Raw genomic sequence first — 15,390 nt, forward strand, 5'->3', positions numbered from 1 at the left:
GGAAGCCACGCGTGAGCACCGTTTCGAAATCACTCAAGCCGACGCTGGCCGGCGCCTTTGTGCGACGCCTGCTGCAGGCTGTCCGCCGGGCGGGCTCGGAGAGCGGCGCGCGGTCGCTCGGCCAGTTGGCGATCGATGCACTCCCCGACGAATGGGCCGTGCTCGAAGCCGGCAAGCTCTACGCGATCTACGCGGCTGCGCGCACGCCGGGCGCCGATGCGCTGCTTTGGGAAAGCGCGCGCCAGGCGCAGGCGCGCGATGTCACTGTCGTGCTGGCACGCGCTCGCGCACAGGTCGCGTCGCGCCTGCGCGAACTCGGTTTCAGCGCCAATGCGCCGGCTTCCGGCTGGCCGCGTAACCTGAGCGTCCTTGCGATGCCGCCGACCGGCAACGCCTTGGCCGGTTCCGCCGATGCAGCCATCCATGGGGTGCCGCCGGTCGCGCTTGCCAGGGTGTTCGGCGGGCTGCGCGCGCTCAAGCGTTTCGGTTTCCGTTCGCGCTCGCTGTATTTCGTCGAAGGCGCCGAGCGCTGGTTCAACTGGGAGGATCCGGCCGCACTCGCGCGGGAAGGCCGGATGCTCGCGAACTGGTGCGCGGTGCGCAACATTACGCTGGTGTTGCTGCTGGGTTCGCAATCGGACGCGGACGCCGATGCCACCGATGCCGATTCGCTGTTCGTTGCACCCGCGCTCGACGGCACAGCGGCGCAGCATGGCCGCAACGAATTTCACGCAGCCTGCGCGGGCGTCGCGCGGATGGAGCGCACCCACGGCGAACTGCTGTGGCATGTGGACTTCTGGCGCTCGGATCGCACGCTCGTCACCGGCGACGTACGCTCGCTGCGTTTTACCGATAGCGGCCGGCTGAGCGTTGCGTCCGATACGCCTGGCAATGGTGCCGGAGGCGATGGGCTGCTGGCGCGCGATGAACAGCGGGTAGTGGTCAGCCGCGCGGTGGTGCGCGGACACGAGGCGTGGGTCCCGCCGAACTGGGAAGTGCTGGCCGATCAGCAGGCCGTACTCGCGGCATGCGTTGGCGCGCAGGCGGCGACCGTGGTGCTCGATTACGCCGGCGGCGCGCAGCTCGATGCACTGTGCGCAGCGATTCATGCGCTGCGCCGCCAGGCCGGGCGCGCGTTGAAGATCGTCGTCGCCGAACGGGGTGAAGTGCTGCGCCATCAATACGAACTGCTGGTGCTGACGCTCGGCGCCAACCTGGTGCTCGGTCGCGATCTGCCGTTTTCGCGGATGCAGTCGCTGCTGCAATCGTTGCAGGGACAACTGCACACGCGACCCGTCGCCGCCGATTATCGAACCGCGCTCAGCGCCGCGCTGAGCGAAGACGTGCTTGGCTATCTGCCGGCCGGCACGTACTGCACGCGGGTGCGCGCGGTGCTCGAACGCAGCGCCGTGCTGCAACTGCCGCATGTGCTCGTCAAGCTGACGCTGCTGCCGCAATGCGCGCATATCGAAGCGCTGAAAAGCTGCGTGCCGCGCCGTGCGGGCGACGTCTTCACGGCGGATGCCTCGCATCTGTACGTGTTTCTGTTCGCCTGCCGGCTGGCCGACGCGGACGCCGCGCTCGCCCGCATCTTCAATGTGCCGGTCGAGCGGATCGCGGGCGATATCGTGTATCTGGCGGAGCAGAGCATTGGCGATGAATTGAATGCGCTCGCCACGGCGAGCCGGCGCACGCCGATCGCCGACTACAGCGATCTGTTTGCGATGCCGTTGGGTAAACAAACCGCTGCGCCGGCCATAGCCGCGCACGTCGGCACGGTTTTGCCGGTCGGGGAGGGGATGTCCACGATAGACCAGCTCGTCGCAGTGGAGCAGGCGCTCGGGGCCGCGCGCGCGCAAGCGGCCCAGGAGCTTGAGCAGAAGACAGGGCAGGTAGCAGGGCACGAAGCAACGCCCGGGTCAAACGCGCCGCAGCCACCGCAGCCGCCGGCACTCCGCGCGGCCCCACCGCAGCGCCGTGCCGAGCCCTACGCGATGCCGCTGCGCAAGAAGGGGAGCGAGTAATGGGATTTCTGTTGATCTGTTTTGTCGCGGGGCTGATTCTCGCGATCCCGGTGTGGATCGTGTGGCAGCGCGCCGGCTCGCGTCGCGGTCTCGCGGCGATGCGCCACTTCGATCCGCGCGATGCGGTGCCCTGCGAAATCGAGCCGGTCGCATTGCGCGCGCGCCTGTTGCCCGACGCGGAGCGCGCCGCTGGGGGCACGTCATGAAGACGATTGCGGTTGTCTCCACCGCAGGCGGTAGCGGCCGCACGACCCTGAGCGCCGCGCTCGCCGTGCTGCTCACGCGGCGCGGCCGTCCCGTGGTCGCGCTCGATTTCGATCCGCAGAATATGCTCGGCGCGCACCTCGGTCTCGATTGCCTCGCCCCGGCCGGCCTCGCGCAAGCCATGCTCGACGAAAACGAAGCGTGGCACGCGCACACGTGGCGCAACAGCGAAGGCGTGCTGTTCGTTCCGTATGGCGCAGTGTCGCTCGAACAAAGCGCGCGCTGCGATGCGCGCCTCGCGGCCGAACCGCAGTGGCTTGCGAACGCGCTCGCGCAACTCGATCTTTCGCAGGATGGCGTCGTGCTCATCGACACGGCCCGCTACCCGTCGCAGCAAGCCGGGCAGGCCGTGCAGAGTGCCGATCTCGTGCTGTGCGTGACGCCGCCCGAGCCGGCCGCCTGCGCGACCCTGGTCGCGCGGCTCGAGGCGTTGCGAAGCGGCGGCGCGAATCTGCGGATCATCGTCAACCGGCTGAATCCGGCGCGCGACATGCAACGCGACGTACTGGCGATGCTGGGTGCCGCGCTCGGTGACGGCCTGCCGCTCGCGCAGCGCGTGCATCTGGACGCGGCTTTGCCCGAATCGTTCGCACGCGGCACATGGCTGTTCGACGACGCACCGCATTCGCAGGCATCGCATGATCTGCAAGGCCTAGCGAACTGGCTGCATGCGTGGCTCGCTGCTGCACCTTCTGATGCACCGGCGGCAAACGCGCGCCGTGCGGGTGGGCAGCCATGAACGGAGCCACGTCCGCTAGCCGCAACGAACGCACGCTACGCCAGCGCGCGTTCGACCGGCTCGCGCGCGGCCTCGGACTTCCCGCCGAGCGCACGGCGCTCGACTGGCTCGTGCGTGTGTTCTTCCAGCCGCCGGCAGCCGGCAAAGCGGATGTCGCGCGCTTGTGGATCCACGCTGCCGTGCTGCATCTGGCCACCCAGTGGGGCGTGCTCGAACCGCATCGCCTGCGTGCGTGGTTGTGGCGCGCGTTCATCCGGGCGCCGAAGCCGCACGCCCAGGCGGGCGTGGCCAAGGTGCGCGCAGTGCTTGCGTGGATTGACCGCTGGTTGGTGCCGGTGCTGTTGTGCTGGCGGCGCGTGCGCCGGTACATCGAAGCGAGGCTGCCGAGTCTGCCGTGGCAACGCTGGGGTATGCGGCTCGAAGCCGGCACCGAACGCGTCGGCCACATTCGCTGGCTACTGCCGTTCTTGGTGGTGGCGGGCGGCGTGCTGTGGACCATGATCGGCACCTCGCCACTGTCGACGGACGGCCAGTTCGAATTCTTCGCGGTGCTGGTGGTCGTGGCGCTCGTGGTGCGCCGCTTCCCCGGCCGCATGCCCGCGCTGATCCTGACGACGCTGGCCTTGCTCGCCATGATGCGCTACGTCTGGTGGCGCGTCACGCAAACGCTGTCGTTCCAGACGCCGGGCGAGGCGATTCTCGGCTATCTGCTGTTCGGCGCAGAAGCGTACACCTGGATCATTCTGCTGTTCGGCTTCGTGCAGACCGCATGGCCGCTCAATCGTACGGTTTCCGAACTACCCGCCGACTCCTCGAGCTGGCCGAGCGTCGACATCTATATTCCGACCTATAACGAACCGTTGACGGTGGTGCGGCCGACCGTGTTTGCCGCCCAGGGAATCGATTGGCCCGCGGACAAGCTGCGGGTTTATCTGCTCGACGACGGCCATCGCGAGGAATTCAGGAATTTCGCTCGCGATGCCGGTATCGGTTACATCACGCGCGACGACAATCAGCATGCGAAAGCGGGCAACATTAACCGCGCGGTCGAAAAAACGCACGGCGAGTACATTGCGATCTTCGATTGCGATCACGTGCCGACCCGCTCGTTCCTGCAAACCACGATGGGCACGTTCCTGCGTGACGCCCGATGCGCGATGGTGCAGACGCCGCATCATTTCTTCTCGCCCGATCCGTTCGAGCGCAATCTCGGCACCTTTCGCCGCGTGCCCAACGAAGGCAATCTGTTCTACGGGCTCGTGCAGTCCGGCAACGACTTGTGGAACGCGTCGTTCTTCTGTGGATCGTGCGCGGTCATCAAGCGCACGGCGCTCCTCGAAGTGGGTGGTGTGGCGGTCGAAACAGTCACGGAAGACGCACACACCGCGCTCAAGCTGCACCGGCGCGGCTATACGACCGCGTATCTGCCGACCGTGCAGGCAGCGGGTCTTGCCACCGAGAGTCTCGCCAGCCACATCAAGCAACGCACCCGTTGGGCGCGCGGCATGGCGCAGATCTTCCGCATCGACAATCCGTTTCTCGGCCGCGGTCTGAGTCTGTTTCAGCGCCTGTGCTACGGCAACGCGATGCTGCATTTCTTCTACGGCGTGCCGCGGCTCATCTTCCTGACCATGCCGATGGCGTACCTGTTCTTCCAGATGTATTTCATCAACGCGTCCGCGACCACCATCGCGGGCTTCGTCCTGCCTTACATCGTGCTCGCCAACATCGCGAACTCGCGGATGCAGGGCAAATTCCGCCATTCGTTCTGGGCCGAAGTGTACGAATCGGTGCTCGCGTGGTACATCGCGTTGCCGACCACTATCGCGTTTTTTAGCCCGAAGCACGGCAAGTTCAATGTCACTGACAAGGGCGGCCGCATCGATGAAGGCTACTTCGACTGGGCGGTGTCGAAACCGTATCTGGTACTGCTGGCGCTGAACGGCTGCGCGCTGATGGCGGGCGTGTACCGGTTGACGTTCGGGCCGGGCGGTGAAACCGCGACGATCCTGATGAACGTGTTCTGGACGCTCTACAACCTCGTGATGCTCGGTGCCGCAGCGAGCGTGGCGCGTGAAGCGAAGCAGGTGCGCGTCACCCATCGTATTTCGATGCGGGCCGCGGCGACGTTGCTGCTCGTAGACGGCACGACGGTGGCGTGCACCACCAGCGACTATTCGACCGGCGGTCTCGGTCTCGAAGTCGATCCGGCGTTGAAGCTTGCGCTCGGCGACAGCCTCGGCGTGTGTCTGAGCCGTGGCGACCGGCAATTCCATTTTCCGGTGCACGTGAGCCGTTTTGTGGGTTCGCACCTCGGTGTGCGCTTCGACGGCCTGACGCTCGAACAGGAGCGGCAGATGGTGCAATGTACGTTCGGCCGTGCCGACGCCTGGCTCAACTGGGACGAAGAGACGATTGAGGACGCGCCGCTGCGCGGCCTGAAGGAAGTGCTGACGATGGGCATGGAAGGTTATTCGCGGCTGCTGAGCGGGGCGCTGCGCGCCTTTCAGTCGCTGCTCGCGCTGGACCGTACACGCTATTAATGCCGGTGGCGCGTGCGCCCGGCCAATGAGAGAACGCCAAGCATGACTCTGTGGAACCTGTATTTCATCATCAAGCTGTACCTGTTCACGGGCGGACATCTGCAGCCGGTGTGGATCGCCAACATCGTCTTCGCACTGGCGCTGGTGGCGAGTGCGACGCTGCGCCACCGCGGCTGGCGCATCCTGCGTAACCTGCTCGGTCTCGCGATCGGCATCCCGCTGATGTACTACGAAGCGAATGTGCCGCCGTTCTCGCGTCTGACCGAAGAGTTCGGCAATCTCACCACCTTCAGCTTTGGCTACTGGCTTGAACTCGCGCAGCGTTTCCTGCCGCCGATGCTCCTGCTCACCGCGCTTGGCGGCCTGGTTGGTTATCTGATCGTCAACCGCTGGCTGCGTGTGGCGACTTTCGTGCTGATCGCGCTGGTCGCGATCCCGCTGTGGCAACAGGGTAACGCGGTGTATGCGCGGCTGCAGATCGGGCCAGCCACGGCGGCATCCGGCAATGCACTTGCCGCGCAGCCACTGGATCACAACGCGGCGCTATCTGCCTTCCGCACGCAGGAATCGCAACGGCAAGTTACCTTCGGTCATCTCGGCGCCGATGCGAACACGCAGTTCGACGTGATCGTGCTGCATATCTGTTCGTTGTCGTGGGACGACCTCGACGCGGCTAAGGCGCGCAATCATCCGATGCTGAGCCACTTCGACTATCTGTTCACCAACTTCAGCACAGCCGCCAGCTACAGCGGACCGGCCGCGATTCGCGTGCTGCGTGCGAGCTGTGGGCAGGAAGCGCACGCGGATCTCTACAAGGATGCGCCGCAGCAATGCCACCTGCTCGCCGATCTGGCGCAGGCCGGCTACACGCCGCAGACGATGCTGAATCACGACGGCCACTTCGACAACTTCCTGCAGTTGGTGCACGACAACACCGGTGTGCCGAACGTGGCGATGATCTCGAACGCGAACGTGCCGGTCGCGATGCATGCCTTCGATGGCTCGGCCATTCACGACGATTACGCGACGCTCGCCAGCTGGTATGCGCAGCGCGCAAGCACGCCCGGCCCGGTGGCGCTGTACTACAACACGATCAGCCTGCACGACGGCAACCGTCTGCCGAACAGCAGTCTGTCGAGTATCGATTCGTATCCGCAGCGCGTGAACAAGATGATGAGCGACTTTGACCGTTTTGCGGATCTGATCGCGGCCTCGGGGCGGCGCGCGGTGATCGTATTCGTGCCGGAGCATGGCGCGGCGCTGCGCGGGGATGCGAATCAGGTCGCCGGTCTGCGTGAAATCCCCACGCCGCGCATCGTGCATGGACCGGCGGGGGTGCGGCTGGTCGGTTTCCAGGGCAATCATGGACCGACCACCGTGATCGATAACCCGGCGAGTTTCCTGGCGGTTGCCCAACTGCTGTCGAACCTCGTCTCGAACAGTCCGTTCAAGCCGGGCGTGACCCTGGCGCAATACGCCGCCAATCTGCCGCAAACGCAGATGGTCGGCGAGAACGAAGGCACCGTGACGATGAAGACGGCGTCGGGCTACGTAGTCAAGACGCCGGACGGCGTATGGGTGGACGGCAAATGACAGTAGCCAATCCTGAAGTGAGGGCGCCGGCGAGCGGCTGGCCGGTGGACGATATCACCGGCCTTGGGCGCCGGTTGCCTGAGCTCGATCCGGCCAGGTACTTCGACGAACAGGCGCGGGAGTCTTATCAGTTGTCGCTGCTGAAGTGGCCGGTGCTCGCCCGGCTGATGAAGCTTGTGCCGCTCGACGAAGCTGCGGCTCCCGCAATGCCCGTGGCGCGCACGGCGCCCACTTCGGACGAACGCGTGCAAGCGGCAGCGGCCGACTAGGCGCTTGCGCTGCAGCGCGCCGGCCGGCGCGCTGTCCTCAGGCGGCGTGCGCGACGCTCACCGCAACTGTGTCACGGCCAGCAGCAGCACCATGCTGCCAATCGCGCCATCCAGCACGCGCCACGCCGTCGCGCGGCGGAACAGCGGCGCCAATGCACGGGCACCGTAGCCCAGCCCGACAAACCAGACTCCGCTCACCGCCATCGCGCCGAGCGCGAACGCCACGCGTGCGCCCTCCGGTTCGCGCGCGCCCGCCGTGCCGATCAGCAGGAAAGTGTCGAGATACACATGCGGATTGAGCCACGTGAAGGCCAAGGTCATCAGGATGATCGGCATGGCGCGTTGCACAGGTGCCGCACGCGCGGCAGGTGCGGTGCCGCTCCCGTTGGCGTCCAGCACCGCATGGCCGGGCCGCACCGCGCGGCGCAGCGCGTTGATGCCGAACCACGCCAGATAGGCGAGCCCGACATACAGCATCGCGTGGACGAATACCGGAAAGCGTTCCACCAGGACCGACGCGCCACCCACACCCGCGCCGATCAGGATGAAGTCGGACAGCGCGCACAACGCGACGATCTTGCCGACGTGCGAGCGCATGATGCCCTGACGGAGCACAAAGGCGTTCTGCGCGCCGATCGTCACGATCAGCGACGCGCACAGGGCGGCACCGTGGGAAAAAGACAGCCAATTCATAATCGGTCCAGTAGACGGGGGAAGCGAACGGGGCTAGTCTGCGGTGTTGCTTCTCATAAGAGAAGCTAATTTACTTAATGCTGATTAAGGAACGCTAATGCTCGACTATGCGTTGCTCGACGCACTGGCCGCGGTGGTGCGGCACGGCTCGTTCGACCGTGCGGCCAGCGAACTGAATGTGACCCCGTCAGCCGTCTCCCAGCGGGTCAAGCTGCTGGAGGAACGGGTGGGCAGCGTGCTCGTGAAGCGCGGCCAGCCGTGCGTCGCGACCACCTCGGGCGCGCTGCTGTGCCGCCATACCGAACGCGTGCAATTGCTGGAAGCGGAGCTGAGCGGACGGCTGCCCGCGCTGCCCGGCGCGCTGGTCGAACCATGGCCGGCACTGCGCGTGGCCGTCAACGACGACAGCGTAGGCACCTGGTTTATCGACGCGGTGGCGCAGTTCTGCGTGGAACGGGAGATGCTGCTCGATCTGGTGGTCGACGATCAGGACCACACTGCGCAGCGGATTCGCGACGGCAGTGTGCAAGGGGCGGTTACCACGCAAGCGGAGCCGGTGCAGGGCTGCCGCTCGACCCGCCTCGGGCGGATGCGCTATCTGGCGGTATGCACGCCGGCGTTTCGTGAGCGTCATTTTGCCGACGGCGTCACGCGCGAGTCGCTGCGGCGCGCGCCGTGCGTCGATTTCAATCCGAAGGATCAGTTGCAAAAGCGCTTCATGCGCCGCATCACGCGGGCGGAACTGGATCCGCCGTTGCACTGGATTCCGCACGTTGCCGGGTTTTTGCGCGCATGCGTGACGGGACTTGGCTGGGGCATGTGCCCCGAACGCATGATCGCGCCGCATCTGGCCAGCGGCGAGTTAGTGGACATGGCGCCCGGCAAGCATATCGATATCGATCTGTACTGGCAGAGCTGGCGGCTCTCGATCGGCTGGCTCGACGATTTCGGTGCGGTGCTGCGCAAGCGAGCCACGGAATTTCTCGATTGAGGCTCGCCTTTGCTGGCCCGGCGTCAGCGGCGCGCCGGTCATCGCGCGCGATGGCGGACGCTTTTCAGACCGAGTAGCGCGACATGCAGGCCGTGATGCGTACGAGCCGGATCCCTGGCGAGGTCCGGCTCGTACGCTATTCGAAAGCTGTCAATGCAGCCGGATCACCGGATGCACGCGTCTGCGCAGCCAGTGACTCGCCGAATCCAGCGCCATGCGCGCGAAGCCTGTCAACGTCATTACGTGGCGGCGATAGATGAGTTTGTAGACGGCGGTTGCCAGCCAGCCGTCGACAAACACCGGCTGCGTCAGCAAGCTGTTGCTCAGGCTACCGATCGTGCCTTCGCGGCCGAAACCGACCAGTGTGCCGGCGTCGCGATAGACGAACTCAGGTAAGGGCTCTCCCGCTATCCGGCACTTAAGCGCACGTGCCAGAAACAGCGCCTGTTGGTGCGCGACCTGAGCGCGGGGCGCCAGAAACGTGTCCGCGTTTTCAGAAGAAGGGCAGGCCGCGCAATCGCCGAGTCCAAATATATTCGCGTCGTTCGTGCATTGCAGCGTGCGGTTCACCTGCACCTGTGCATTGCGATTCACCGCGATGCCGTCCAGGGTGCGCAACACTGGCGGCCCTGCGATGCCCGCGGTCCAGATGGCGATGTCGCTGGCGAGCGGCGCGCCTTCGTTTGTCAGCACGGCGTCGGCGCGCACTTCGGTGACGCGCGTTGCGTTCAACACCTCGACACCGAGACTGCCGAGCATCTTCTGCGCGCGCGCCGAAATCGTTTCAGACAAAGCGGGCAGCACGCGCTCGCTGCTCTCGATCAGACGGATGCGGAAGTCGTGCACGGGATCGAGTGAAAACGGGCTGTAGCGGTTCAGGAGGCGCACCGTGTCGCGCAACGCGGCGGCGAGTTCAACGCCGGTCGCGCCCGCGCCGATGATATTGATCGACACCGGTGTGTCCGCTTGCGCGGTCCGTGCACGGCGCGCATGGTTCGCACGCAGACAGGCGTCGAGCAGCTTGCGGCGAAACGCTTCCGCATGCGCGACCGATTCGAGCGGCAACGCGTGTTCGGCCGCGCCCGGCACGCCAAAGTATTGCGTGACGCTGCCCATTGCCAGCACCAGCGTGTCGAATGCGAGCTGCCGTGACGGCAGGATTTCGCGGCCGTCGGCGTCGTGGAGCGCATTCAGCGTGATGTGACGGGTCGTACGATCGAGCGCGGCAAGTTCGCCCTGTTCGAATTCGAAGCCATGCCGTTGCGCCTGCACCGCGTATTGCAGTTGATGCGTGGCCGGATCGAGTTGGCCCGATGCGGCTTCATGCAGCAAGGGCTTCCAGAAGTGCGTCGGCCAGCGATCCACCAGCACGATCTGCGCGAGACCGGCGCGGCCGAGCGTTTCCGACAGCCGCGTCGCGAGCCCAAGCCCGCCGACACCGCCGCCGACGACCACGACGCGATGCGCTGCCGCTTGCGCGGTTTGCGCCACTTGCACTGCTTCTGCCGCGTCTGCCGTGTGCGGCATGCATTGCTGCGCGTCAGAGGGTGTTTGCTGATCGGTTGCGGCCATGATCCGTATCCTCCTGAAGTTATCCGTGCTGAGCCGGTGAAAGCGTTCCCGGGCCATACCCGGTATTCATCGGCCTCATCTGTCAGGGCCAGTATAGAATCGACGGAAACCGCAGCACAATTTAATGTTTATACAGAACATATAGGTTTTCACTTATGTTAAAAGCTGCCACGTTCCGTCAATTGAAAACCTTGCATACGATCGCGAAGCTCGGCAGCGTGTCGCGTGCGGCCGAAGAACTGAAGCTCACGCAGCCGGCGGTGTCGCTTCAGGTGCGTCTGCTCGAAGAGGCCGCGGGCGCGCCGCTCTTGCAGCGGGTGGGCCGTGGCGTGCAGTTGACCGCGGCGGGCGAAATCCTCGCACGCTATGCGCTGGAAATCCTCGATCTATGGAACGGCGCGGCAGATGACCTCGCCGCGTTACAAGGCGAGCAGGGCGGCACGCTGCGCATCGGCGCGATCACCACGGCTGAATATCTGATTCCGCCTTTTTTGGTGCGCTTCACCGAGTTGCGCCCGCAAGTGAAGGTGCAGCTCAAAGTCGGCAATCGCGCCGACATCATCCGCATGCTGGCCACGCACGAAATCGATCTCGCGGTGATGGGCAGCGCGCCGCGCGAATTGCGCACGGTGGCCACCGCATTTGCGAAGCATCCGATGGCGTTCGTTGCCTCGCCCGCCCATGCGCTGATGAAGAAAAAGCGCCTGTCGTTGGACGATCTGCAAACCGCGAATCTGTTCGTGCGGGAGCGGGGCTCGGGCACACGCTCGACTGTCGAGAATCTGTTTCGACTCGCGGGCCACAAGCTGCATATCGGCTCCGAGCTCTCGAGCAACGAGGCGATCAAGCAACTGGTCGAGGCGGGCCTGGGCATCGCGTTTCTGTCGCTGCACGCGTGCTCGCTGGAATTTCAGGCCGGCTTGCTGGCGTTATTGCCCTTGCCCGCCAATCCGATCGAGCGCGACTGGTACGTGATGCATGTGTCCGATAAGCGCCTGCCGCATGTCGCCGGGCTGTTCCGCGATTTTCTGATCGAGCACGGTATGTCCGGCGCGGTGCCGGTGCCGCTGCCCACCGTCGCCGCTGCGAAGCGGCGCCGTCAGGCGCGGTAGGCTTGCCCGGTTTGACGCGCGGATTCTCGCGATTCGCTTCGACGTTTGCGCTGTGCAAGGCTCACAGGACGTCTCCGTGCAGTCTTTCATTGCATGCGCTGAGCCTTATAGGACGGGCGTTTCAGGTTACATCGCCCGAGATCGAAGTAAAGGTTGGGCGGGCGATATTTTTGCCTGCGCCGATTGTCTTTACAGTGACGTCCAGACATCTGAGAAAAGTGGACGCCGCATCCCCGTGGCGAGCCATTGTGATTGACCTGGCCGTTACAGGAGTCGGAGACAATGAGCAGTAACAGCATCACCCAAGTCGAAACATTCGGTTTTGAACGCATCCCGGATCGTTCGCGTTATGCGCGGCCGATCGATCTGTTCCGCTTGCTGTTCGGCGGTTGCAATACCTTTTCCACCTCGGTGCTCGGCAGTTTTCCGGTGCTGCTCGGTCTGTCGTTCAAGGCAGGCGTTTATTCGATCGTGCTTGGCGTGGTGATCGGTTCGTGCATCCTCGCGCCTATGGGCCTGTTCGGTCCGCGCAACGGCACGAGCGATCCGGTTTCTTCCGGTGCGCATTTCGGTATTCATGGCCGGATCGTCGGCTCCTTTCTTGCGGTGTTGACCGCGGTCGCGTTTTTCTCGCTGGCGGTGTGGAGTTCGGGCGACGCGCTGGTGGGCGGCGCGAATCATCTGCTCGGTTTGCCAGTCAACTGGATGACGCTGAGCTTCGCGTACGGTCTTTTTGCGGTGCTGGTGCTGACCGTCTGTGTCTACGGTTTCCGCTTCATGCTGTGGGTCAACAAAATCGCTGTGTGGGCGGCGAGTCTGCTGTTCGTGGTCGGCATCGCGGCGTTCGCCGGGCCGTTCAATAGCGCATACGCCGGCAAGGTTGCACTCGGGTCGGTGGGCTTCTGGCCAGCATTTGTGAGCGCCGTGCTGGTTGCGATGAGCAATCCGGTGTCGTTCGCCTGCACGCTCGGCGACTGGGCCCGCTATATTCCGCAGAACACGCCGAAGAAGCGCACGATTCTCGCGGTGATGCTGGCACAACTGGCCACCTTCGTGCCGTTCTTTTTCGGTCTCGCTACCGCAACGATCATCGCCAGCAAGGCGCCGGACTTCATCGCGTCGAATAACTACGTGGGCGGTCTGCTGGCGATCTCGCCGAACTGGTTCTTTCTGCCGGTGTGCCTGATTGCGATTATCGGCGGCATGTCGACGGGAACCACTGCGCTCTATGGCACCGGGCTCGATATGTCGAGCATGTTCCCCAAGTTTCTGAATCGCGTGCGCGCCACGCTGCTGATCGGCAGCCTCGCCATCGGCTTCATTTTTCTTGGCCGCTTTGCATTCAATCTGGTTGAAAGCGTATCGACGTTCTCGGTGCTGATTAACGTTTGCAGTTGCCCGTGGATGGTGATCATGATCATCGGCTTCGTGACTCGGCGCGGTTTCTATCTGTCCGACGATCTGCAGGTGTTCAATCGCGGCGGCCGTGGCGGCCACTACTGGTTCAGGCACGGCTGGAACTGGCGCGCGATGGGCGCGTGGATTCCGAGTGCGGTGGTGGGTCTGTGTTTCGTCAATCTGCCGGATCAGTTTGTCGGTCCGCTCGGGCAGCTCGCCGGTGGTCTCGATATCAGCATGCCGGTTTCGCTGACGCTTGCCTGCGCGTTGTATATCGGATTGCTGCAGTGCTTTCCAGAACCGGACGGCGTGTATGGGCCGCGTGGCCGCCGCTGGTTGCGTAGCGGGTCGCAACGCAATGTGACCGTGCATCCGGTAGTGCCGGCGACTAAGCTTAAGGCTGGCGGGCCGCAAATGACGACGTCAATGAAGACGCAACCGCAACCGCAGCAGCGCGCCGCGCAACGTGAACGCGAAGAAGCGCTGGACACGCAGGACGCGGATTGAATCGTGCGGTTCGAGGCGCTCAGGGCGGGCGCAGTCAGACTGCGACGAGGGCAGCATCGAGGTGGCATTAGAAGCTGCGTCGAAGCGCGACCAGGACTGCACCGAAGCAACAGTCACGCAGTAAATGCAATGGTATTCAAGTTGAGTAGGCAAACAAGATGAGCGAGTCAGTAAAGCGCGCGTTTGAAGGGGTAAAGCTGTTTCCGTTCTGGCTGGACAATCCGCGCGCACCGGCTGTCGAACGGGAGTTGATCGGTCCGACTTCGGCGGATCTGGTGGTGGTTGGCGGTGGCTTTACCGGCTTGTGGGCCGCGATTCAGGCGAAAGAAGCCGATCCTTCGCTCGACGTCGTGCTGGTCGAAGCGGGGAAGGTGGCTTACGGTGCGTCGGGCCGTCCGGGTGGCATCATTTCCACCTCGGTGATGCATGGTCTGCCGAACGCGACGCGGGTGTTTCCGCAAGACCTCGACGTGCTGGAAAAGCTGGGCCAGGAGAATCTCGACGGCTTCAAGGCGTCATTGACGCGTTACGGCATTGAAGCGGATGTCGAATGGAATGGCGAGATGACGGTTGCCGTCGATCCGGGCCACCTCGATCACCTCAAGGGCGACTACGAGTTGCACGTGGCGCATGGGCACGACGTGGTGCTGCTCGACAGCAAGGGCGCTCGCGAACAACTCGATTCGCCCCTGTTCGCGGGCGCGATGTGGTCGCGCAATCGCAGCGGCACGATTCATCCGGCAAAGCTCGCGTGGGGTCTGAAAGCCGCCGCGTTGAAACTCGGCGTGCGTTTGCATGAACACTCGCCGATCACGCGTATGGAAGATCTTGGCGCGACGATGATCGTGCACACGCAATCAGGCCGCATCGAAACGCCACGCGTGCTGCTCGGCACCGGCACAGCGGATGTGGGCGTGACCGACATCAAGCGCCGCGTGATGCAGGTGCGCGATCACATCGTCGCGACCGCGCCTTTGAGCGACGAGCAGATGGCGCGCATCGGCTGGAACAATCGCCAGGGCATCTACGATACGCGTACGCAGCTTAATTATTTCCGTCTCACCAAAGACAACCGGATCATCTTCGGCGGCCGTGTGAGCTATCACTTCGGCGGCGATCCGAATCCGGCTGCGGATCGTGACGAAAGCACCTACTACAAGCTCGCCGAAGCGTTCTATCGCACGTTCCCGCAACTGGATGACGTGCGCTTCACGCATGCGTGGGGTGGCCCGATCGACTACTGTTCACGTGGCGCGGTGTTCGCGCGCCGCTATCACGGCGGCAAGAGCGTGTTCGTCGCGGGCTATACGGGCTTCGGCGTGGCGGGCAGCCGCTTCGGTGCGAAGATGGGCCTCGACATGCTGTGGAATCGCGATACGCTGATTACGTCGCTGGATATTTCGCGCAAAGGGCCGTCGTACATTCCGCCGGAACCGCTGCGCTGGATCGCCGCGAAGATCACCTTTAACGCATTCGACGGCGCCGACGATCGCGGTGGCTGGCGGCGTCTCTGGATCAATTCGATCAAGGCGCTGGGTTTCCCGATGTAGCGGCGGATGGTGTCGCGAGCTTGTCTGCGAGTTTGTCTATGTACCTGGCGGTTTTTTACTCATTGCCGCCAGAATAAAAAAACCGCACCTTAACGGGTGCGGTTCCTGATGAAGCAACGGTGTGATGCAGTATGA

12 protein-coding genes are annotated in these 15,390 nt (G+C 64.2%); 10 read left to right on the forward strand and 2 right to left on the reverse strand.

The genetic code is table 11. The annotated features are described in order from the left end of the window. Positions 1–11: 11 nt before the first annotated feature. From bcsE to PQR40_RS20935, 6 genes are read left to right on the forward strand one after another with little or no spacing between them, the layout of a single operon-like run. Positions 12–2,024, forward strand: a complete 2,013-nt coding sequence (bcsE, locus tag PQR40_RS20910) for a cellulose biosynthesis protein BcsE (protein ID WP_408394265.1) — start codon at positions 12–14, stop codon at positions 2,022–2,024. Further along, complete coding sequence (locus PQR40_RS20915) at positions 2,024–2,230, forward strand: hypothetical protein (protein WP_408232501.1); 207 nt, start codon at positions 2,024–2,026, stop codon at positions 2,228–2,230. The genes bcsE and PQR40_RS20915 overlap by 1 nt, the downstream gene beginning before the upstream one ends. Beyond that, positions 2,227–3,027 (forward strand): cellulose biosynthesis protein BcsQ, encoded by an 801-nt coding sequence (gene bcsQ / locus PQR40_RS20920; protein ID WP_408394263.1) that lies wholly within the window; start codon positions 2,227–2,229, stop codon positions 3,025–3,027. Before PQR40_RS20915 ends, bcsQ begins: the two co-directional genes overlap by 4 nt. Next, positions 3,024–5,570, forward strand: a complete 2,547-nt coding sequence (bcsA, locus tag PQR40_RS20925; protein ID WP_408509788.1) for a UDP-forming cellulose synthase catalytic subunit — start codon at positions 3,024–3,026, stop codon at positions 5,568–5,570. Before bcsQ ends, bcsA begins: the two co-directional genes overlap by 4 nt. A 42-nt stretch (positions 5,571–5,612) precedes the next feature. After that, a complete protein-coding gene (gene bcsG, locus PQR40_RS20930; protein WP_408509789.1) occupies positions 5,613–7,163 on the forward strand; it encodes a cellulose biosynthesis protein BcsG in 1,551 nt (516 codons plus the stop codon). Next, positions 7,160–7,432, forward strand: a complete 273-nt coding sequence (locus PQR40_RS20935; RefSeq protein ID WP_408509790.1) for a hypothetical protein — start codon at positions 7,160–7,162, stop codon at positions 7,430–7,432. The genes bcsG and PQR40_RS20935 overlap by 4 nt, the downstream gene beginning before the upstream one ends. 57 nt (positions 7,433–7,489) lie before the next feature. On the opposite strand, the gene PQR40_RS20940 is transcribed toward PQR40_RS20935, so the two are convergent. After that, entirely contained in the window at positions 7,490–8,125 is a 636-nt protein-coding gene (locus PQR40_RS20940) for a LysE/ArgO family amino acid transporter (RefSeq protein WP_408509791.1), read from the reverse strand. A gap of 97 nt (positions 8,126–8,222) precedes the next feature. Here PQR40_RS20940 and PQR40_RS20945 point away from each other — a divergent pair, with 97 nt between their 5' ends. Next, positions 8,223–9,116: a LysR family transcriptional regulator ArgP gene (locus PQR40_RS20945; RefSeq protein ID WP_408394253.1), complete on the forward strand. Its 894-nt coding sequence runs from the start codon at positions 8,223–8,225 to the stop codon at positions 9,114–9,116. Positions 9,117–9,266: 150 nt separating this feature from the next. Here the strand turns inward: PQR40_RS20945 and PQR40_RS20950 are convergent, their stop codons facing one another. After that, positions 9,267–10,643: an NAD(P)/FAD-dependent oxidoreductase gene (locus PQR40_RS20950; protein WP_408394291.1), complete on the reverse strand. Its 1,377-nt coding sequence runs from the start codon at positions 10,641–10,643 to the stop codon at positions 9,267–9,269. Positions 10,644–10,843: 200 nt separating this feature from the next. On the opposite strand from PQR40_RS20950, the gene PQR40_RS20955 reads away from it, so the two are divergent. From PQR40_RS20955 to PQR40_RS20965, 3 genes are all read left to right on the forward strand, one after another. Next, positions 10,844–11,800, forward strand: coding sequence for a LysR family transcriptional regulator (locus tag PQR40_RS20955; RefSeq protein ID WP_408394251.1), 957 nt, complete (start codon positions 10,844–10,846; stop codon positions 11,798–11,800). Between the two features lie 282 nt (positions 11,801–12,082). After that, the gene (locus PQR40_RS20960; protein WP_408509792.1) at positions 12,083–13,705 is read left to right on the forward strand and encodes a purine-cytosine permease family protein; all 1,623 of its coding nucleotides are present in this window, start codon (positions 12,083–12,085) and stop codon (positions 13,703–13,705) included. Between the two features lie 158 nt (positions 13,706–13,863). Further along, entirely contained in the window at positions 13,864–15,255 is a 1,392-nt protein-coding gene (locus PQR40_RS20965) for an NAD(P)/FAD-dependent oxidoreductase (RefSeq protein ID WP_408394247.1), read from the forward strand. Positions 15,256–15,390 lie beyond the last annotated feature (135 nt).

Origin of the sequence: Paraburkholderia sediminicola (genome assembly GCF_046026855.1) — a bacterium.
GTDB classification, from domain to species: Bacteria; Pseudomonadota; Gammaproteobacteria; order Burkholderiales; family Burkholderiaceae; genus Paraburkholderia; species Paraburkholderia sediminicola_A.

Bases quoted from the DNA above. Each gene is read 5' to 3' on its own strand.
- bcsA (WP_408509788.1), top strand. From the start codon at position 3,024: ATGAACGGAGCCACGTCCGCTAGCCGCAACGAACGCACGCTACGCCAG.
- PQR40_RS20950 (WP_408394291.1), bottom strand. From the start codon at position 10,643: ATGCCGCACACGGCAGACGCGGCAGAAGCAGTGCAAGTGGCGCAAACC.
- PQR40_RS20965 (WP_408394247.1), top strand. From the start codon at position 13,864: ATGAGCGAGTCAGTAAAGCGCGCGTTTGAAGGGGTAAAGCTGTTTCCG.
- PQR40_RS20935 (WP_408509790.1), top strand. From the start codon at position 7,160: ATGACAGTAGCCAATCCTGAAGTGAGGGCGCCGGCGAGCGGCTGGCCG.
- bcsG (WP_408509789.1), top strand. From the start codon at position 5,613: ATGACTCTGTGGAACCTGTATTTCATCATCAAGCTGTACCTGTTCACG.
- PQR40_RS20915 (WP_408232501.1), top strand. From the start codon at position 2,024: ATGGGATTTCTGTTGATCTGTTTTGTCGCGGGGCTGATTCTCGCGATC.
- PQR40_RS20940 (WP_408509791.1), bottom strand. From the start codon at position 8,125: ATGAATTGGCTGTCTTTTTCCCACGGTGCCGCCCTGTGCGCGTCGCTG.
- PQR40_RS20960 (WP_408509792.1), top strand. From the start codon at position 12,083: ATGAGCAGTAACAGCATCACCCAAGTCGAAACATTCGGTTTTGAACGC.
- PQR40_RS20955 (WP_408394251.1), top strand. From the start codon at position 10,844: ATGTTAAAAGCTGCCACGTTCCGTCAATTGAAAACCTTGCATACGATC.
- bcsQ (WP_408394263.1), top strand. From the start codon at position 2,227: ATGAAGACGATTGCGGTTGTCTCCACCGCAGGCGGTAGCGGCCGCACG.
- PQR40_RS20945 (WP_408394253.1), top strand. From the start codon at position 8,223: ATGCTCGACTATGCGTTGCTCGACGCACTGGCCGCGGTGGTGCGGCAC.